Source organism: Streptomyces sp. NPDC016851 (genome assembly GCF_055562795.1).
Map to the genome: position 1 here is coordinate 168372 of NZ_JBVHEP010000011.1, position 17833 is coordinate 186204.

The 17833-nt window shown below is 72.4% G+C and carries 15 protein-coding genes and 1 pseudogene; 9 read left to right on the forward strand and 7 right to left on the reverse strand.

Going from position 1 to position 17833, the window contains the following annotated elements; genetic code table 11:
* Window positions 1–162 precede the first annotated feature (162 nt).
* The 3 genes from ACZ3I3_RS19680 to ACZ3I3_RS19690 all read right to left on the reverse strand — a co-directional run bounded on the left by ACZ3I3_RS19680 (window position 163) and on the right by ACZ3I3_RS19690 (window position 2246).
* On the reverse strand, window positions 163–768 hold the full coding sequence (locus tag ACZ3I3_RS19680; RefSeq protein ID WP_467366706.1) for an Rv1733c family protein: 606 nt from the start codon (window positions 766–768) through the stop codon (window positions 163–165).
* A gap of 176 nt (window positions 769–944) precedes the next feature.
* Window positions 945–1772, reverse strand: a complete 828-nt coding sequence (locus tag ACZ3I3_RS19685) for an MOSC domain-containing protein (RefSeq protein WP_467366708.1) — start codon at window positions 1770–1772, stop codon at window positions 945–947.
* A gap of 45 nt (window positions 1773–1817) precedes the next feature.
* On the reverse strand, window positions 1818–2246 hold the full coding sequence (locus tag ACZ3I3_RS19690; protein WP_467366710.1) for a DUF6643 family protein: 429 nt from the start codon (window positions 2244–2246) through the stop codon (window positions 1818–1820).
* A gap of 296 nt (window positions 2247–2542) precedes the next feature.
* On the opposite strand from ACZ3I3_RS19690, the gene ACZ3I3_RS19695 reads away from it, so the two are divergent.
* Window positions 2543–3847, forward strand: a complete 1305-nt coding sequence (locus tag ACZ3I3_RS19695) for a TerD family protein (RefSeq protein WP_467366711.1) — start codon at window positions 2543–2545, stop codon at window positions 3845–3847.
* A 30-nt stretch (window positions 3848–3877) separates the two neighbouring features.
* On the opposite strand, the gene ACZ3I3_RS19700 is transcribed toward ACZ3I3_RS19695, so the two are convergent.
* The gene (locus ACZ3I3_RS19700; RefSeq protein ID WP_467366713.1) at window positions 3878–5071 is read right to left on the reverse strand and encodes a glycosyltransferase; all 1194 of its coding nucleotides are present in this window, start codon (window positions 5069–5071) and stop codon (window positions 3878–3880) included.
* Window positions 5072–5110: 39 nt separating this feature from the next.
* On the opposite strand from ACZ3I3_RS19700, the gene ACZ3I3_RS19705 reads away from it, so the two are divergent.
* Window positions 5111–5896, forward strand: coding sequence for a glutamate racemase (locus ACZ3I3_RS19705; RefSeq protein ID WP_467366715.1), 786 nt, complete (start codon window positions 5111–5113; stop codon window positions 5894–5896).
* A 73-nt stretch (window positions 5897–5969) separates the two neighbouring features.
* Window positions 5970–6524, forward strand: coding sequence for a hypothetical protein (locus ACZ3I3_RS19710; RefSeq protein ID WP_467366717.1), 555 nt, complete (start codon window positions 5970–5972; stop codon window positions 6522–6524).
* A 75-nt stretch (window positions 6525–6599) separates the two neighbouring features.
* On the opposite strand, the gene ACZ3I3_RS19715 is transcribed toward ACZ3I3_RS19710, so the two are convergent.
* On the reverse strand, window positions 6600–7625 hold the full coding sequence (locus tag ACZ3I3_RS19715; protein WP_467366936.1) for an O-antigen ligase family protein: 1026 nt from the start codon (window positions 7623–7625) through the stop codon (window positions 6600–6602).
* Window positions 7626–7922: 297 nt separating this feature from the next.
* Here ACZ3I3_RS19715 and lnt point away from each other — a divergent pair, with 297 nt between their 5' ends.
* From lnt to ACZ3I3_RS19735, 4 genes are all read left to right on the forward strand, one after another.
* The gene (gene lnt, locus ACZ3I3_RS19720) at window positions 7923–9539 is read left to right on the forward strand and encodes an apolipoprotein N-acyltransferase (RefSeq protein ID WP_467366719.1); all 1617 of its coding nucleotides are present in this window, start codon (window positions 7923–7925) and stop codon (window positions 9537–9539) included.
* 67 nt (window positions 9540–9606) lie between these two features.
* Window positions 9607–10086: an NUDIX hydrolase gene (locus ACZ3I3_RS19725; RefSeq protein ID WP_467366721.1), complete on the forward strand. Its 480-nt coding sequence runs from the start codon at window positions 9607–9609 to the stop codon at window positions 10084–10086.
* A 54-nt stretch (window positions 10087–10140) separates the two neighbouring features.
* Complete coding sequence (locus ACZ3I3_RS19730) at window positions 10141–10941, forward strand: 3-hydroxybutyrate dehydrogenase (RefSeq protein WP_467366723.1); 801 nt, start codon at window positions 10141–10143, stop codon at window positions 10939–10941.
* A 73-nt stretch (window positions 10942–11014) separates the two neighbouring features.
* Window positions 11015–12955, forward strand: a complete 1941-nt coding sequence (locus ACZ3I3_RS19735) for a helix-turn-helix domain-containing protein (protein WP_467366725.1) — start codon at window positions 11015–11017, stop codon at window positions 12953–12955.
* Window positions 12956–13015: 60 nt separating this feature from the next.
* Here the strand turns inward: ACZ3I3_RS19735 and ACZ3I3_RS19740 are convergent, their stop codons facing one another.
* The gene (locus tag ACZ3I3_RS19740) at window positions 13016–14401 is read right to left on the reverse strand and encodes an MFS transporter (RefSeq protein WP_467366727.1); all 1386 of its coding nucleotides are present in this window, start codon (window positions 14399–14401) and stop codon (window positions 13016–13018) included.
* Between the two features lie 422 nt (window positions 14402–14823).
* Between ACZ3I3_RS19740 and ACZ3I3_RS19745 the strand changes: the two are divergent.
* Both ACZ3I3_RS19745 and ACZ3I3_RS19750 read left to right on the forward strand, forming a co-directional pair.
* A pseudogene (locus ACZ3I3_RS19745) lies at window positions 14824–15200 on the forward strand (transposase family protein); the annotation flags it as partial.
* Window positions 15201–15589: 389 nt separating this feature from the next.
* Complete coding sequence (locus tag ACZ3I3_RS19750) at window positions 15590–16216, forward strand: class I SAM-dependent methyltransferase (protein ID WP_467366729.1); 627 nt, start codon at window positions 15590–15592, stop codon at window positions 16214–16216.
* Between the two features lie 638 nt (window positions 16217–16854).
* Here the strand turns inward: ACZ3I3_RS19750 and ACZ3I3_RS19755 are convergent.
* Window positions 16855–17820 carry a fumarylacetoacetate hydrolase family protein gene (locus tag ACZ3I3_RS19755; protein ID WP_467366731.1) on the reverse strand — a complete coding sequence of 322 codons (966 nt, stop codon included), beginning with the start codon at window positions 17818–17820 and terminating at the stop codon, window positions 16855–16857.
* Window positions 17821–17833: the final 13 nt, after the last annotated feature.

Consider the following 17833-nt stretch of genomic DNA (forward strand, 5'->3'; position numbering starts at 1 on the left):
GTCGGGACCGCGACCGGGCCGGGCCCGTGGGGCCTGTGCGCGCACGCGGCATCGAGACCGGCGCGCCCCTCCTGCTCGCTCGCGCGCGGGTTGTGCCGAACGGTTCGGCCGGACCACCGTAGCGTGCGCGCGGGTGGTGGGTTGACCAGAGCCGGAAGGCTGTCAGCTGCCGGTGCCCGTCCTGCCCCAGTCCGGGCCCGCCTTGTCCCATGCCTGGTCCCAACGGGCGTACCGGCAGCGGACCATGCGCCAGACGATCAGCCGTCTGCCGCCCTCTATGAGACCGCCGGCCGCCAGGGCCGCGCCGAAGCCGGCGAGGACCGCGTGCGTCGACGCCGTCGCGGAGTCGAGGGGGCGGGCCACCATCCGGCCGTGCCGGTCGGTCCATATCCGGAACTCGTCGCCCTGCTGCGGGTCCTTGAGGCTCGCCAGCACCGGGCCCTGATGCGCGGTGCCGTCCGGTGCCGTCCAGTCGGCGAGGACGCGGTTGCGCAGATCCCGGCCCGTGGAGGTCTCCGGGTCGGCGTCCAGCGGGGAGGGGTCGAGCTTGCGGACCACTGTGGCCGTCACCAGATGCCGCGCTTCGCGCTGCTCGCGGACGGAGCGCTGGAGGGCGTCCTCGGCGGCGCCCCCGACGAGGGAACCGGCCACCGGCGCGGCCAGGAGGATCAGCACCAGGGCCGCCAGCGCGACCCACGCCTCGGCCAGATCGGTCGCGCGGCACAGCGGGTTGCGCCGCCAGCGCCAGAGTCCGCTGATCGCTCGCACCGCCTGCACCCCCTTCCCCGCTCCGTGATAACCCCCTGCCGAGCCGTCCACGCGCCAACCGGGCGAAGAGAGAGCGAAATCACCCCTCACCGGCGACTCTCATGAACTTCTCACACAAGCCCAACGCCCGGGCGCCAGGGGCGGTTCCCGCCCGGGGACGCCGACGGCCGGTCCGGCTACTCGAGGATGCTCACCGGGTCGCCGACCCGGATCGTGCCCCGGGACAGGGGCACCAGGTTCTGCCCGAAGACCAGCTTGCCGTCGAGCCGCCGGTGCTTCCCCAGGCTGTACAGGGGCTCGCGGCCGCGCTCGCCCGTGCCCTGGTCGGTGGTGGTCACCACGCACCGGCCGCAGGTCTTGGCCACGCGGAAGGACACGTCCCCGATGGCGAGGCGCGACCAGCCGTCCTCGGCCCAGGCGTCGGTGCCCGCCACGACCACGCTCGGCCGGAAACGGTCCATGGGGAGCGGACCCTCGTCCGCGTGATCACCCTGCGCGATCAGGGCGTTGAGGGCGTCGAGGGAGGCCGTCGTGGTGAGCAGCAGCGGAAAGCCGTCGGCGAAGGAGACGGTCTCGCCGGGACGCGCGTACTCCGGGTCGACGGGCCGGCGCGTGGCCGGGTCGTCCATGTACACGAGCCGCACATCGATGCCGAGATAGGCGCTGCACCAGGCGTGCGCGGCCTCGTCCTCGGCCGGGACCGCGTCGACCTTGTCGCGGAAGATCTGCACCGGCACTGTGCCCGACGGCCGTGGGACGCTCACCGTCACAGACTCCGTGCCGGGTGCGGACAGCCGGACGCCGCCGTCCGGCAGAAGCTCGGCGGCGGCCAGGGCGAGGCGCGGCTCCCGACGCTGCGTGAGGACCTTTCCCCCGTCGTCGATCAGCGCCCAGCGCCGGTCTCCGGCCAGCCCCCAGGGCTGCACGACGGCCTCCCGGGGCGCGAGGCCCCGGACCGCCTTGACCGGATGGACGTGGATCGAGTGCAGATGTGCGTTCCCCATGGGGCCATCGTGCCAGCCGGCACCGACAGCCCCCGGGTGGGCGGCTCAGTAACCGCGGTACTGCTGGTTGTTGTACGGGTCCTGATAGGGAGCCTGGGCGGGCCGGGGAGCCGCGGGGCGCATCGCCTCGTAGCCCGCGGGTGCCGCCGGGCGCGGCTGCTGCGGCTGGGGGCCGGGGTAGCCGCGCGGTGCGGTGGCCTGCTGCGGGATGTACGCCGCGGGCGCCTGCTGGAGCGGGGCGGGTTGCTGCGCCTGCGGATAACCGTAGGCGGGCTGGGACGGGGCTGCCGGAAGAGCGGGCAGCGCCGACGGGAGGGCGGGCAGGCCGCCGCCCGGCGTGTCGTACTGAGCGGGGACCCGGATCGGGGCGATCTGCGGGGTGCCCCGCTCGGCGACGAGCTTGTCGTAGATCGGGGTGTCCGGGAAGGAGGCGGAGTAGTAGCCGCCGCCATAGGTGGAGCGGGGGGAGGTCATGGCACATAAGTTAAGCCCACGATGTGCTGGTTGGGGAGACCGATAAGAGGGTTGTTTTCCGTGTCCGCAGTGACCCGGTATCCCCAATGCGAGCGAACTCGGCAAAAAGGGGCACCGAACAAGGCTCCGATCGTGTAAAGGCCGAGTTCCGGGCGGGTTATCAGGGGTTGGCCATCGGTCTTCCTGTGGCGGCGCATGGGAGTTCGCCGCGGGGAGGAATAGGTTGTGCGGACGGAACTCGACGGACGGCCGGGATGTGCCTGGCGCGGTGACACGCAATGGGGGCGGACATGCAAATGCTGAAAGGTTCAAATACTCCGGTGCCAACCTCGCCGCTGCGCGTGGAATTGGGCTGGCGGGCCGGCCCGGGGGTGCCCGATGCCGACGCCTCCGCTTTGCTGCTGGTAAGCGGAAAGGTCCGCTCGGACGCGGACTTCGTCTTCTACAACCAGCCCGCGCACTCCTCCGGCGCGATCCGGCACGAGGGCAAGCGGACCGCCGACGGCCGGGTGACCGACACGCTCCTCGTCGACCTCACGCGCGTGGAGCCCGGGATCGAGACGATCGTCGTGGCCGCCTCCTCCGACGGCGGGGCGTTCGGGCAGGTCCCGGGGCTGTACATCGAGGTCCAGGACACCACGCGGGGAACGCCGGTCGCCCGCTTCGACAACCCGGGCGCCACCACCGAAACCGCTTTCGTGCTCGGTGAGTTCTACCGCCGCCAGGGCGCCTGGAAGTTCCGCGCCGTCGGCCAGGGCTACAGCAGCGGCCTCGAAGGACTGGCCACGGACTACGGCATCACGGTCGACGAACCGCAGCAGGCGACCTCGACACCGGCACCGGCACCGACTCCGACTCCGGCCCCGGCTCCCGTGCCGCCGCCCGTGGCCGCGCCCTCGGCGTACACCCGCCCGGCGGCCCCGCCCCCGCCGGCCACGCCCCCGGCGGCAGCGCCCGAACCCGTCCGTCTCACCAAGGTGACGCTCACCAAGGCCGCACCCTCCGTGTCGCTCACCAAGCAGGGCGGCACCTCCGGCGCCCTGCACGTGAACCTCAACTGGCAGGTGCGCAAGCAGTTCTCGGGCTGGAGCAGCAAGTTCGGCCGCCCGGCCGCGATGCACTCCGACCTCGACCTCGACCTGTGCGCGCTGTACGAACTCACCGACGGCAGCAAGGGCGTCGTACAGGCCCTCGGCAACGCCTTCGGGGCGCTGCACCAGCCTCCGTACATCCACCTCGACGGCGACGACCGCACCGGTGCCCTGTCGACCGGTGAGAACCTCACCGTCAATCTCGACCACAAGAACGCCTTCCGGCGCATCCTCGTCTTCGTCACCATCTACGAAGGCGCCCGCTCGTTCGCCGACCTGAACGCCACCGTGACCCTCCAGCCGCAGCACGGCGCCCCCGTCGAGTTCTTCCTCGACGAGTGCACCGTCCCCTCGCCCGTGTGCGCGCTCGCCCTCATCACGAACACGGGCACCGACCTCGTCGTACAGCGTGAGGCGCGCTATCTCGTGCCCGAGCGCGGAGTGAGCCCGCAGCGGACCGTCGACTACGCCTACGGGTGGGGCATGAACTGGACCCCCGGCAGGAAGTGACTCTCCCCTGGGCGGTCGTGAGCGCGGCCGTCAGCCCTCCTCGGGCACGGCGTCCGGACGGGCGTAGGTGCGGCCCTTCCAGGCCGCGCCGCGTCCCCGGTAGTGCTGCACCGCAGAGTCGACCGTCATGAGGAGATAGAGGAACGCGGTGAACGGCAGCAGGGGAGCGAGCCACAGCGGCTGCCGGTAGTAGCGGAGCATCGGGACGTACGTCCCCGTCATCACGAGCCACGCCGACGCTCCGGCGACCGCTGCCGCCGCGTTCCCCGTAGCCAGGCCGGCCGCGACCGCCACGGGCGGCACCAGATACACCAGCGCCAGCCCGGCGACCGTCCCGGCCAGCAGCAGGGGGTTGTGCCGCAGCTGGGCATAGGCGCTGCGCGACACCATCCGCCACAGGTCACCCAGCCGCGGATACGGCCGGACACTGTCCACCCGGTCGGCCAGCCCCAGCCAGACACGGCCGCCGCTGCCCTTCACCGCCCGCGCGAGGGCCACGTCGTCGATCACGGCGTGCCGGATCGCGTCCGGGATCCGCGCCCGTTCGGCGGCCTCCGCCCGCAGCAGGACGCAGCCGCCGGCCGCGGCCGCTGTCCGGGTCCCCTCCTTGCCGATCCGGCGGAAGGGGTACAGCTGCGCGAAGAAGTAGACGAAGGCCGGCACGACGAGCCGCTCCCACGTGCTCTCCACCCGCAGCCGGGCCATCTGCGAGACGACGTCGAACCCACCCGTACGAGCTGCCGCCACCAGCTCGCGCAGGCTGTCCGGCGCGTGCGCGATGTCGGCGTCCGTCAGCAGCAGGTACTCGGGGTCACGCGCGCGTGCCAGGCCGATGCCGTGCCGCACCGCCCACAGCTTGCCGGTCCAGCCCGAGGGCGGCTCGCCCGGCGAGCCCACCGTCAGCGGCAGCCCGCCGTGCCGGCGCGCCAGTTCACGCGCCAGGTCACCCGTGCCGTCCGTACTGCCGTCGTCGACGAGGAAGATCTCCGCCCGCCCCGGATAGTCCTGACCGAGCAGCGACGGCAGCGCGTCGGGCAGCACCGCCGCCTCGTCGCGGGCCGGGACGACGACGCACACGGACGGCCAGGCGTCCGGTTCCCGGCGCGGTGGCAGTCGCACATCCGTGCGCCAGAAGAAGCCCTGACAGAGCAGCAGCCACAGCCAGGCGAGAAGCGATCCAGCGGCAGTCCACACAATGGCGCTCACGCGCGCAGTCTGCCCCACCGGAACGGCCGGGGACCGCTCATCGTCTATCGTGATCGGGTGAAGATCGCGCTCATGGACTCCGGAATCGGTCTGCTGGCGGCCACCGCCGCGGTACGGCGGCTGCGCCCCGACGCCGATCTCGTACTCTCCCTCGACCCCGACGGCATGCCGTGGGGCCCGCGGACTTCGGAAGACCTGACCGAGCGCGCCCTGGCCGTCGCCGAGGCGGCCGCCGCGCGTCGCCCCGACGCCCTGATCGTCGGCTGCAACACCGCGACCGTGCACGCGCTCACCGCCCTGCGCGCCCACCTCGAGCCGGGACTTCCGGTCATCGGCACCGTCCCGGCGATCAAGCCGGCCGCGGCCGGCGGCGGGCACCTCGCCATCTGGGCCACCCCGGCCACCACCGGCAGCACCTACCAGCGGACCCTGATCCGGGACTTCGCCGACGGGGTGCCCGTCACCGAGGTGCCCTGCTGGGGCCTCGCCGAGGCCGTCGAACGCGCGGACGAGGCCGCGATCGACGCCGCCGTGTCCGCGGCCGCCGCACTGACCCCCGCCGATGTGACCACCGTCGTCCTGGGCTGCACCCACTACGAGCTGGTCGCCGAGCGCATCCGGGCCGCCGTCCAGCGCCCCGGCCGGCCGCCCCTCGTGCTGCACGGCTCCGCGGGCGCCGTGGCCGCGCAGGCCCTGCGCCGGCTCGGCGAGCAGCCCGCGCCGGGGGCCGCGCCCCACGGCACCCTGACCGTCCTGCTGAGCGGACGCGAGGGCACGCTGCCGGCACCCGCCCTCGCCTACGCCGAAGGGCGGCTGCTGCAGGCGGTCACCCCGGCCGGCTGACCACCGCCCGGCCGGCGCAGTAACGCTCCGCCACGAGGTACCAGCGGAACGAAACCTGAGTAACCTCATAGGCATGAGGGACCACCGCCACGGCGAGAACGCTCCCCACGCGCACACCGACGTCTGGACCGGCCGGGCCACCAACCGCGTCCAGTGGCTGCTCGCGCTCATCGGTGCCGCCTGCATGGCGCTGGGCATCGCACTGGCCGTCGACTCGGCCTGGACGTCCGGCATCGCCCCGCTGACCATGGCCGTGGTCGGCTGCATCGCCGCCGGGCTGCTGGTCCTGTTCGGGACGCTCGCCTTCGTGCACGTCGCCCTGCGGGTCGACGAGGAGCACCTGGAGGTGCGCTGCGGACACATCGGAGTGCCCCGCCGCCGTATCCCGCTCTCCCAGGTGGCGGGCGCCACGTACATCTCGCACGTCACTCCCCGCCACTGGGGCGGCTGGGGCTATCGATGGCGGCCGGAGAAGGGCACGGCGGTGGTCGTGCGGCGCGGTGAGGGCCTCGTGCTCGAGCTGTGGGACGGACACACCTTCACGGTCACCGTGGACGACGCGGAGGCGGCCGTACAGGTGATCAAGGCGCGGCTGGGGCGGACCCAGCCGGGCGCACCCGCGCACTGAGCGGGCGTCCCCGCGCACTGAGCGGGCGTCCCCGCGCACTGAGCGGGCGCCCCCACGCATTGAGCGGGCGTCCGGTCACCACGCCGGGGTGCGTCCGGCGCCCCGGGAACGCGCGTCCGGCATGCGGCTCGAGGGTTCGTCGGTGAGCGGCCGTGCCGTGGCCATCCCCGCCAGCAGGCCCGCCCCCACCGACACAGCGGTGAAGCTGAGCGCGCTGCCGATCGCGGCGATGACCGCGAGCGCCGTCAGGGCCGCGCCCGCGGTGAGCGCCACCGGGGTCGGGCGCGGACTGCGCCACAGCGCGTACAGCACCCAGCCGAACGCCGCCGCCAGCAGGGCCACACCCACGATCCCCTGTTCGGCCGCCTGCTGAAGCGGTGCCGAGTGGGGCTTGCCGTCGGACAACAGTGACTGCGCGGACGTCGCGCTCAGCTCCCCGAAGCGCCCCGGGCCGACGCCCAGGGCGGTGTCGTCGCGCAGCAGATGCCATGCGTCCTGCCAGAGCCGCACACGGTGCGGTGTCAGCCGCTCTTCGAAGGCGGCCACCAGCCTGTCCGGTACGGCCCGCGCCGCGACCGCCCACGTCAGACCGGTCACCAGGACGGCGACCGTGCCCAGTGCCGCGAGGCCCGCGCCGCGGCGACGGGTGCGGCCGGCGGCCAGCGAGCACAACAGCACCGCGACACAGGCGACGCATCCGGTGCCCGAGCCGAGCACGGCCGCCAGCACCGCGGCCCCGGCGGCCTGCAGCCGCAGGGCGAACCGCACGGCAGGAGCGCGAGCGGCCCAGGCCGCGCAGCACGCGGCACCGGCCGACAGCGTCAGCACGGCAGCCGTCGCCCCGGCATGCCCCAGAGGGGTGGTGATCTGCGGGCCCGGCGCGAGGTGCGGAACCGCGACGGTCAGCCCGATACCGGCCAGGGCCCCGGCGCAGGGCGCGCCGACCGGCAGCAACGCCCCGCCGATCCGCCCGGCGGCGTACCCGGCCGCAACGGCCAGCACCGCGAGCAGCACACCCTCCGGGCGGCCGTCGTGCAGCGCGGCCGTGACCAGGGACCAGCCGGCGCAGGCCCCCAGCACCACGACGCCGGCCCCGTCCACGACGATTCGTCTCTCACCGTCCGCGTCCTGCCCGGACGCGGACGTCAGCCCGCTGGAACCCACCCCGCCCCGCCCCCCGCGCCACGTCGCCCCCGACCTGTGAAGACCCCGGTCGCACGGGCCGCCACCGGCCGCACCACTGAGGCTTCGGCACACCGTAGCCGCTGGTGGACGGTTTGTGGATGTGTCGTGACGAAATGAGCAGGAACGTTGCGGCAGATACCCGGAGCGGCTGTGACACGGCCGCCCCGTGGACCGCGCTGTCGGTGTCAAGGTCGCTCGCCTTACACTCCGGGAGTGACCGTCACCGCAACCTCCGTCGGCGAGTCGGACCAGCTGGAGCCGCAGATCGCGCCAGGAGCGCGGACCTGGGCCCGGCGTCTGGTGCGTCTCCTCCCGGCCGCCGCAGCCGCGCTCTCCGGCCTGCTCCTCTACGTCAGCTTCCCGCCCCGCACCTTGTGGTGGCTGGCCGTGCCGGCCTTCGCGATCTTCGGCTGGGTGCTGCGCGGCCGCGGCTGGAAGGCGGGGCTCGGTCTCGGCTACCTCTTCGGTCTCGGCTTCCTGCTGCCGCTGCTGGTGTGGACCGGAGTGGAGGTCGGTCCGGGCCCCTGGCTCGCCCTCGTGGCGATCGAGGCGATCTTCGTCGCGCTGGTCGGCGCCGGTGTGGCCGCCGTGTCGAAGCTGCCCGGATGGCCGGTGTGGGCGGCCGCTGTGTGGATCGCCGGTGAGGCGGCACGCGCGCGCGTGCCGTTCGAGGGCTTCCCCTGGGGAAAGATCGCGTTCGGGCAGGCGGACGGTGTCTTCCTGCCGCTCGCCGCGGTGGGCGGCACCCCGGTGCTCGGCTTCGCGGTCGTGCTGTGCGGCTTCGGACTGTACGAGGTCGTCCGCCTGGCCGGGGTGTGGCGGCGTACCGGCACCGTGCGCCGGGCCGCGGCGGCTGTGGGCCTGGTGAGTCTGGCCGTCCCGGTCGTGGCGGCCGTGGCGGCCCGCCCGCTCGTCAGCGACAAGGCCGAGGACGGCAGCGTCACCGTCGGCGTGGTCCAGGGCAATGTGCCGCGGGCGGGTCTCGACTTCAACTCCCAGCGGCGGGCCGTCCTGGACTACCACGCGCGCGAGACCGAACGCCTGGCCGCGGAGGTCAAGGCCGGCAAGGTCGCCAGGCCCGACTTCGTCCTGTGGCCGGAGAACTCCTCCGACATCGACCCCTTCGCCAACCCCGACGCCCGCGCCGTGATCGACACGGCGGCCAAGGCCGTCGGCGTGCCCATCTCGGTCGGCGGCGTCGTCGAACGGGACGGCAAGCTCTACAACGAGCAGATCCTGTGGGATCCGGCGAAGGGCCCCGTCGACACCTACGACAAGCGCCAGATCCAGCCGTTCGGCGAGTACCTGCCGTTCCGTTCGCTGATCGGGGCGATCAACAGCAACTGGACCTCGATGCAGCGCCAGGACTTCACCCGGGGCACAAAGCCGGGCGTGTTCACCATGGACGGCGCCAAGGTCGGTCTCGTCACCTGCTACGAGGCCGCCTTCGACTGGACCGTGCGCTCCGAGGTCACCGACGGCGCCCAGATGATCTCCGTGCCGAGCAACAACGCCACGTTCGACCGCAGCGAGATGACCTACCAGCAGCTCGCCATGTCCCGGGTCCGCGCGGTCGAGCACAGCCGGACCGTGACCGTGCCGGTGACCAGCGGCGTCAGCGCGATCATCATGCCGGACGGGAAGATCACGCAGAAGACCGGCATGTTCGTCGCCGACTCACTGGTGCAGAAGGTGCCGCTGCGTTCCTCGCAGACCCCCGCCACACAGCTGGGCATCCTGCCGGAGATCGCCCTCGTGCTGGTCGCGGCCGGCGGACTGGGCTGGGCCGTCGGCGCCGGTCTGCGCGGGCGACGCGCCGGCGACGTGTAGCCGTACGCCGGTCGCACACCGCATGAAACCCGCCGGGGCGCCGCAACCCGCCTATTAGGGTCGGCCCATGGCTACTCCCGACTTCATCCGCACCCTCCGCGCCTCGGCCGGTCACCAGCTGCTCTGGCTTCCCGGAGTCACCGCCCTCGTCTTCGACGACGAGGGCAGAGTGCTGCTCAACCGCCGGGCCGACACCCGCAAGTGGTCGGTGATCGGCGGTATCCCGGACCCGGGGGAGCAGCCCGCGGCCTGCGCCGTGCGGGAGGTCTACGAGGAGACGGCCGTGCACTGTGTCGCCGAACGGGTCGTCCTCGTCCAGGCCCTGGAACCCGTCACCTACGGGAACGGCGACATCTGCCAGTACATGGACATCACCATCCGCTGCCGGGCCGTCGGCGGCGAGGCACGGGTCAACGACGACGAGTCGCTGGACGTGGCCTGGTTCGACATCGACGCCCTGCCCCAGCTGGACGAGTTCGGGCTGTTCCGGATCAAGCAGGCCCTGTCGGACGACCCCACATGGTTCGACCCCACTGCATCGGGCTGAACTGTAGGGCGTGACCACATGGGGCGCGGCAGGCGTGCTGCCTAGGGTCGAGGCATGACCGCGTCCCCTCTCCTTCCGGCTCCCCACGCCTTGCCGCTCGACCTCGGCGGCCGCACCGCGCTCGTCACCGGCGCCGCCGGCGGCATCGGCCGCGCCTGCGCGCTGCGGCTCGCGGCCGCCGGGGCGAAGGTGAGAGCGGTCGACCGGGACGCCGCGGGACTGGAGGCGCTCGCCGGACAGGGCCGCGACCTCGCGGGCGCCGTGGAACCGCACGTCCTCGACCTCACCGACCTGGACGCCGCCGAACTCGCCGCCGCGGGCACCGACGTCCTCGTCAACAACGCCGGGCTCCAGCTCGTGAGCCCCATCGAGGAGTTCCCGCCCGACGTCTTCCACACGGTGCTCACCGTGATGCTGGAGGCACCCTTCCGGCTCATCCGCGGCGCCCTGCCCCACATGTACGGACAGCGCTGGGGCCGCATCGTGAACGTGTCGTCCGTCCATGGCCTGCGTGCCTCGGCCTACAAGTCGGCCTATGTGGCCGCCAAACACGGGCTGGAGGGACTCTCCAAGACCACCGCCCTCGAAGGCGCGTCCCACGGTGTCACCTCGAACTGTGTGAACCCCGCCTATGTGCGCACCCCACTGGTCGAGAAACAGCTCATGGACCAGGCCCGGGCGCACGGCATCCCCGAGGAGCGCGTCCTGTCCGAGGTGCTGCTCCAGGACAGTGCCGTCAAGCGGCTCATCGAGCCGGAGGAGGTCGCCGAGGCCGTGGCGTATCTGTGCGGTCCGCAGGCGTCCTTCGTGACCGGTACCTCACTCGTGCTCGACGGCGGCTGGACCGCCCACTGAGCCTGTGGCCTCGTCGGTCCGGAGTTGTCCACAGGGCTGACGGGACGGCCCGGTCATGGTGAATCCTGTGAGCATGCCCAGCGATCACGTGCAGCCGGCCGAGCGCTCCGCCGGCCTCGCCGAACCGCCCCCGGCCGCCGCGGAGACGCCGTATCTGGAGCTCCTGGCCCGCGGCGCGTCCGCCGACGCCTACGAGCAGCCGGTGCTGCTCGCCCGCGCCGAAGGCCGCCCGGCGGAGTGGATCGCCGCACTGCAGCAGGCCAAGCCGCTCGCCCTGCGCGTGCGCGAGGAACTGGAGGGACGGCGCCGCCGCGAGGCCGAGCTGTCCGCACTGTTCGAGACCGCCCACGACCTCGCCGGGCTGCGCGACCTGGACGCCGTGCTCCAGGCGATCGTGCAACGCGCCCGCTCGCTGCTGGGTACCGATGTCGCCTACCTCAGCCTGAACGACCCGGCGCGGGGCGACACCTACATGCGGGTCACCGAGGGCTCGGTCGCGGCCCGGTTCCAGCAACTGCGGCTCGGCATGGGGGAGGGGCTCGGCGGCCTGGTCGCACAGACCGCACGCCCCTATGTCACCGACGACTACTTCAAGGACGACCGGTTCCAGCACACCCTCACCATCGACGCCGGCGTGCGGGACGAGGGGCTCGTGGCCATCCTCGGCGTGCCGCTCACACTCGGGCACCATGTCATCGGCGTGCTGTTCGCCGCGGACCGCCGGGCCCGGGTCTTCGAGCGGGAGCAGATCGCCCTGCTCGGCTCCTTCGCCGCCCTCGCCGCGGCCGCCATCGACACCGCCAACCTGCTCGCCGAGACCCGGTCGGCCCTCGCCGGTCTGGAGCGGGCCAACGAGATCATCCAGGACCGCAGCGGCGTCATCGAACGCGCCTCCGACGTGCACGACCGGCTCGCCGAGCTCGTCCTGCGCGGCGGCGGGGTCCACGACGTGGCCGCCGCCGTCTCCGAAGTCCTCGACGGCACGGTCGAATTCACCGAAGCCGCCGCGGCCCCGGGGCAGGCCCTGGAGGCGTCCCGTGCGGAGGGCCACGCGGTGCGGCACGAGGACGACTGGATCGCCGCCGTCGCCGCCGGCGGGGAACTGCTCGGCGCACTCGTGCTGCGTGGCCACCCGGGGCTCGACCCCGTCGACCAGCGCACCCTGGAGCGCGCCGCCATGGTCACCTCCCTGCTCCTCCTGGCCCGCCGGTCCGCCGCCGAGGCCGAACAGCGCGTCCGCGGCGAGCTCCTGGACGACCTGCTCGACGCCCGCGACCGCGACCCGCGCCTGCTGCGGGAGCGCGCGGCCCGCCTCGACGCCGACCTCGACGCGGTCCATGTCGTGCTGGCCGCGCGACTGGAGGGCGACGCGCCCGACGCCGACCAGGAGGCGGACGCCCGCAGACGCCTGGCCGCCGCCGCTTCCCACCTCGCCGCGACCCGGCAGGGCCTGGCCGCCGCACGGGATGGCGGCACGGTCCTGCTGCTGCCCCTCGGCCCCGGTGACACCGCCACCGAAGTGGCCCGCCGCGCCGCCCGGCATCTGGGCACAGCGGTCCACGCACCCGTCACCGTCGGCGCCTCCGCACCCGCGGAGGACCTCGCCACCCGCCCCGAGGCCGTGGCCACGGCCTACGCCGAGGCCCGGCGCTGCCTCGACGCCCTGCGGCTCCTCGGCCGCTCCGGGGACGGGGCCGCCGCCGAGGACTTCGGCTTCCTCGGGCTGCTCCTGGCCGGCGACCGGGACATCCCCGGCTTCGTCGACCGCACCATCGGCCAGGTCATCGCCTACGACCGACGGCGCGGCACGGAGCTGCTGCGCACCCTCGACGCGTACTTCGCCTGCGGCATGAGCCCGGCCCGCACCAAGGACGAACTGCACGTCCATGTGAACACGGTCGCCCAGCGCCTGGAACGCGTCGGCCGCCTCCTCGGCGACGACTGGCAGAGCCCGGCCCGCGCCCTGGAGATCCAACTCGCCCTGCGGCTGCACCGGTTGTCGGCGCGGCACTGACACCCGCAGGCGGGCCCCCGTACGCGGTGAGGCACGCACGGGGGCCGGTGCCGGGACGGCTCAGGGAGTGCGGGCGTCCGCCGCCGGTGCCGTCGTCCGGTCGGCGCCGGCGGGAGAGGCGACGTCGGCCAGGTCCCGGTGGCGGGTCTCCTTGGCCGCCGCCACCGCGATGACCGTGAGGACGGCCGCGCCGATGACATACAGGGCGATCGGCGTGGAGCTGCCGTAGTCGGACAGCAGCGCGGTAGCGATCAGCGGCGCGGGCGCACCGGCCGCGACCGAGGCGAACTGGGCGCCGATGGAGGCGCCGGAGTAGCGCATCCGCGTCGCGAACATCTCGGAGAAGAACGCGGCCTGGGGCGCGTACATCGCCCCGTGCAGCACCAGCCCCACCGTGACGGCGAGGATCAGGTTGCCGAAGCCGCCGGTGTCGATCAGCGAGAAGAACGGGAACATCCACAGTCCGACGCCGACGGCACCCACCAGGTATACGGGACGGCGGCCGATCCGGTCGGAGAGCGCGCCCCACGCCGGGATGGCGGCGAAGTGCACGGCCGAGGCGATCAGTACGGCGTTGAGCGCGGTCTGCTTGGAGACGCCGGCCGAGGTGGTGGCGTAGACGAGGATGAACGCCGTGATGACGTAGTAGCTGATGTTCTCCGCCATGCGCGCCCCCATCGCGACCAGCACGTCACGCCAGTGATGCCGCAGCACGGCGACCAGCGGCAGCTTCTCGGCCTCTGCGGCCCGGTCCGCCTTGCGGGCCTCGGCCTGCGCCAACGCCTGCTTGAAGACGGGCGATTCATCGACAGACAGACGAATCCACAAACCGACGATCACCAGCACCCCGGAGAGCAGGAACGGGATCCGCCAGCCCCAGTCGCCGAACGCGGCGTCCGACAGCACGGCGGTCAGCAGGGACAGCACACCGGTGGCGAGGAGTTGCCCCGCCGGTGCGCCGGTCTGCGGCCACGAGGCCCAGAACCCGCGCCGCCGCGCGTCCCCGTGCTCCGACACCAGCAGCACGGCACCGCCCCACTCGCCGCCGAGCGCGAACCCCTGGACCAGCCGGAGCACGGTGAGCAGGACCGGCGCGGCCGTCCCGATGGTGGCGTGCGTGGGCAGCAGCCCGATCGCGAAGGTCGCTCCGCCCATCAGCAGCAGACTCAGCACCAGCAGCTTCTTGCGCCCCAGCCGGTCACCGTAGTGCCCGAACACGAGCGCACCGAGCGGCCGGGCGGCGAACCCGACCGCGTACGTCAGGAACGACAGCAGCGTGCCGACGAGCGGATCGGAGTCGGGGAAGAACAGTTTGTTGAACACGAGCGCGGCGGCGGAGCCGTACAGGAAGAAGTCGTACCACTCGATGGTGGTGCCGATGAGGCTGGCGGTGACGATGCGTTTGAGGCTGGCGGGGGGTGGGGGAGCGGGTGTTGCGGAGGTCATGCGCGCCACTTCCTCGTGTGCGGTGGGGACGGGTCGGTGTCGGAACACCGTAGGAACGCGCAGGTCAGGGGCACATGTGGTGGGACTACATAGTTCGCGGGCAGTGTGTGCGTGCCGCCCCTATGTAGGGGTTTCGTGGGCCGTTTCGAGGGCTTGCGCGGTGGCAGATCGGACAGTGTCCGTGTTGCGTCATTCGGGATGATTTAGCGATGGCGTGCTGACTCCCGTGCTACTGATGCTTGCCCTGGAGGAGGGCAACCCGCCAGAGCCAGACGATGCGAAGACTGTCCTGACGGTTGTCGCGGACGCGGCGCAGGAGACCATCATGGAGCTGCTCTGGCAGGTCTGGTCGATCTGCCCGGCACACAAGATTGGAATGTACCCTCGCCCCGCAGGTCAGTCTGCCGCGGTTTCGCGACGGACGGGTTGCGCTCGACCCGGAAGTGCGCCTGCCTGAACAATTGCTGTGGCTCTCGTCCGCTCTGCCCGGCCGCGCTCACGACCTGACCGCAGCCCGTACTCACGCGGTCATCCGAATCTGCGAACGCCAAGGCGTCCCGACCCTGGCCGCCCGCGCCTACCTGGGCGCCGGCCCATGGGTGACGACACCCTTCCGACGCCCACCAGGCCGTGCACGCCCATCCAGCAAACCGTCAACCGCGCACTATCCGCGGCACGGGCACCGCTCGAACATGGCGTGGTACGGCTCAAATCCTGGCGGATCTTGCGTCACGCCCGCTGCAGCCCGAACCGCATGGCGTCAATCGCCAAAGCGGTCCTCACGCTTGAGCGGCATCGCTGTACCGGCGGGCGACTCAGTCGAGAAGCAAGGCGACTGCGCCGCTGCCCGGTGCGGCGCGGCGCGCTCCGTTCGGTCGGTCGGTGCGGCGGAGAGATGGAACTCCGGCGGTCCGATCGTGTTGGCGTGGGAGGGCCAACTCCCACTTGGCGGGAGGGGATACCTGCGCCGCACCACCTGACCGTCACGCTTTCACGCCACTGGGTGCCTGACGACGGCAGCCGGGTGGTCAGGTACGGGTGTAGAGGTAGCGCATGGTCGGACGCCTGTGCGAGCCTCGCCCTGTGTACCGTTGTAGCAGGCCGCGAGGTCTGGACCGACGAGCGGAATAGGGCGATGGCACTGTCCTCGCTCCTGCTGGGCGAGGCTGACCGGAAGGCACGCTGAACATGACCGGGCAACGCGACCGTTGGGCGGAGCTGACCGGCGGACAAGCCGGAGAGGAGTACGCTCAGCGTTTCGCGCGGCTCGCCGAATCGGGCCAAGACATCCACGGAGAGGCCGCCTTCTGTGCTGCGCTGCTGAAGCCAGCCGCCCGGATACTCGACGCTGGCTGCGGCACTGGCCGGATCGCGATCCGGCTCGCCGAGCTGGGCCACTACTGCACCGGCGTGGATGTTGACCCCTCGATGCTCGCTGTCGCCCGCCGCGACGCGCCCACGCAGGAGTGGCTCCTCGGCGACCTGGCCCGTCTGGATGCCCTCGGCTTGAATCAGGGCTTCGACCTGGCGCTGGCCGCCGGAAACGTCATCCCTCTGCTGGCCCCCGGTACCGAGCCAGCTGTCGTCCGGCAGCTGGCCGCCGCACTGCGCCCCGGCGGTCTGCTGGTCACGGGCATGGGACTGGACGCGGCACACCTGCCGCTGCCCGAACCATCGGTGACCCTTGCAGAGTTCGACCACTGGTGCGCCCAGTCCGGACTGATCCTGCGGCAGCGCTACGCCACCTGGAGCGGCGACCCCTACTACCAAGGCTGCGGTTATGCCGTCAGCGTGCACTCCCGCCCCACCACGTGAGTCCTTGCCTATCCGCGACGATGTCGCCTGGCCGGCGATCGCCGACCATCTCGGCGCACGACGGTGTCTGCCCCGGGCACGTGCCCGTGCGGAACTCGGACGTACAGGGCGCACCCAGGTCCTCGATGTTCACTCCGAGCAGCCCGAGTGCCTTGATGGAGGGCGGCCACAGGTTGAGGATGTTGCCGGCGGGTGCGGGAAGTTTCTTCCTGGTGGGTTCCTCAGCCTTGGTCGTCGTCGACCTGGTAGTTGGTGAGGGCGGGCTTCTCCCATACAGGCGCGGTGCCCGGCCAGGAAGCCCCGGGTGTGCGCGTGGCCCGTGCTCGTCGAGCGGTCCTGGCTGTCCCGGCCTTGGTTCGAGGCCTTGGCGATCTCTCCCGGGAGCACAGTGGCAATTCCTTTGCCGGCCTCGATGAGGTCGCGGTCGACGTCGCGTCGGGTGGTCGTCGGCGAGCAGGTCGCCTCGCGTGGCCCTCGGCGTCGATCATTCCGGGGATGACCGAGTTGGCCGGGTGCCTGTGTCACATCGGTGGCGGTCACGGTCGCTCCCGACTGGGCCGGCGCCTCGACCGCGCCCTGCCGGCGCGCGGACCCGGTGACGACGACATCGTCGGCCGGCCTGCCCTACGCCTCGCGGTTCACGGGCGCGTTCGCGGGCGCTTACGGGCGCGAGGGACAGCCACCGGTTCGGCCCCGGGCACCACGGTGTTGGATACGGTGCCGATTCCCTCGACGGTGAGGGTGACGGTGTCGCCGGGCTTGAGCGGCGGCGGGTCCTGGCGGCCGCGTACGCCCCAGAGTTCGGCGAGGCAGCCGCCGTTGCCGCAGGTGCCGGAGCCGAGCACGTCGCCGGGGCGTACCCGGGTGCCGCGGGAGGCGTATGCGGTCATCTCCTCGAAGGTCCAGCTCATGTTGGACAGCAGGTCCTTGCCGACGACCTCGCCGTTGATCTCGGCGGTCAGCGCCAGGCGCAGGAATCCGTCGCTGTCGCGGTAGGGCTCCAGCTCGTCCGCGGTGACGAGGTGGGGGCCGAGGGTGGTGGCGGTGTCCTTGCCCTTGCAGGGGCCGAGGCCGACCTGCATCTCGCGGGACTGGAGGTCGCGGGCGGACCAGTCGTTGTAGATGGTGTAGCCGATGATGTGGTCGCGGGCCTGCTCGGGGGTCAGGTCGCGGCCCTCGCGGCCGATGACCGCGGCGACTTCGAGCTCGAAGTCCAGCGCCTGGCTGCCGGGCGGCACGGGGACGTCGTCGTGAGCGCCGATGACCGCGTAGGGATTGGTGAAGTAGAAAGTGGGCGCGTCGTACCAGGCGTCCGGGGCGCCCGAGACTCCGTCGATGCTGCGCCGTACACCCTCGACGTGCTCCTCGAACGTGACGAAGTCGCGTACGGAGGGTGGTTGGAGCGGCGGCAACAATTGCACTTGGGAGACGTGCGGGCCGCGCGGCACGTCCAGGCTTGCGTTGCCCGCCTCGCGCAGCGCCTCGGGACCGGCCTGGATCAGATCGAGAAGCGAGGCTCGGCCGGGGCAGGGGTAGAGGACGCCGTCGTCCTCGACGGTGGCGAGACGGCTGCGGCCGTGCTGTTCGTACGTGGCGAAGCGCATGGCAGTCCTTGGG

What these genes read in the sequence shown, in the direction of transcription:
- ACZ3I3_RS19685 (WP_467366708.1), bottom strand. Translation starts at nt 1,772, where the DNA reads ATGGGGAACGCACATCTGCACTCGATCCACGTCCATCCGGTCAAGGCG.
- ACZ3I3_RS19740 (WP_467366727.1), bottom strand. Translation starts at nt 14,401, where the DNA reads ATGACCTCCGCAACACCCGCTCCCCCACCCCCCGCCAGCCTCAAACGC.
- ACZ3I3_RS19695 (WP_467366711.1), top strand. Translation starts at nt 2,543, where the DNA reads ATGCTGAAAGGTTCAAATACTCCGGTGCCAACCTCGCCGCTGCGCGTG.
- ACZ3I3_RS19750 (WP_467366729.1), top strand. Translation starts at nt 15,590, where the DNA reads ATGACCGGGCAACGCGACCGTTGGGCGGAGCTGACCGGCGGACAAGCC.
- ACZ3I3_RS19690 (WP_467366710.1), bottom strand. Translation starts at nt 2,246, where the DNA reads ATGACCTCCCCCCGCTCCACCTATGGCGGCGGCTACTACTCCGCCTCC.
- ACZ3I3_RS19725 (WP_467366721.1), top strand. Translation starts at nt 9,607, where the DNA reads ATGGCTACTCCCGACTTCATCCGCACCCTCCGCGCCTCGGCCGGTCAC.
- ACZ3I3_RS19735 (WP_467366725.1), top strand. Translation starts at nt 11,015, where the DNA reads ATGCCCAGCGATCACGTGCAGCCGGCCGAGCGCTCCGCCGGCCTCGCC.
- ACZ3I3_RS19710 (WP_467366717.1), top strand. Translation starts at nt 5,970, where the DNA reads ATGAGGGACCACCGCCACGGCGAGAACGCTCCCCACGCGCACACCGAC.
- ACZ3I3_RS19730 (WP_467366723.1), top strand. Translation starts at nt 10,141, where the DNA reads ATGACCGCGTCCCCTCTCCTTCCGGCTCCCCACGCCTTGCCGCTCGAC.
- ACZ3I3_RS19755 (WP_467366731.1), bottom strand. Translation starts at nt 17,820, where the DNA reads ATGCGCTTCGCCACGTACGAACAGCACGGCCGCAGCCGTCTCGCCACC.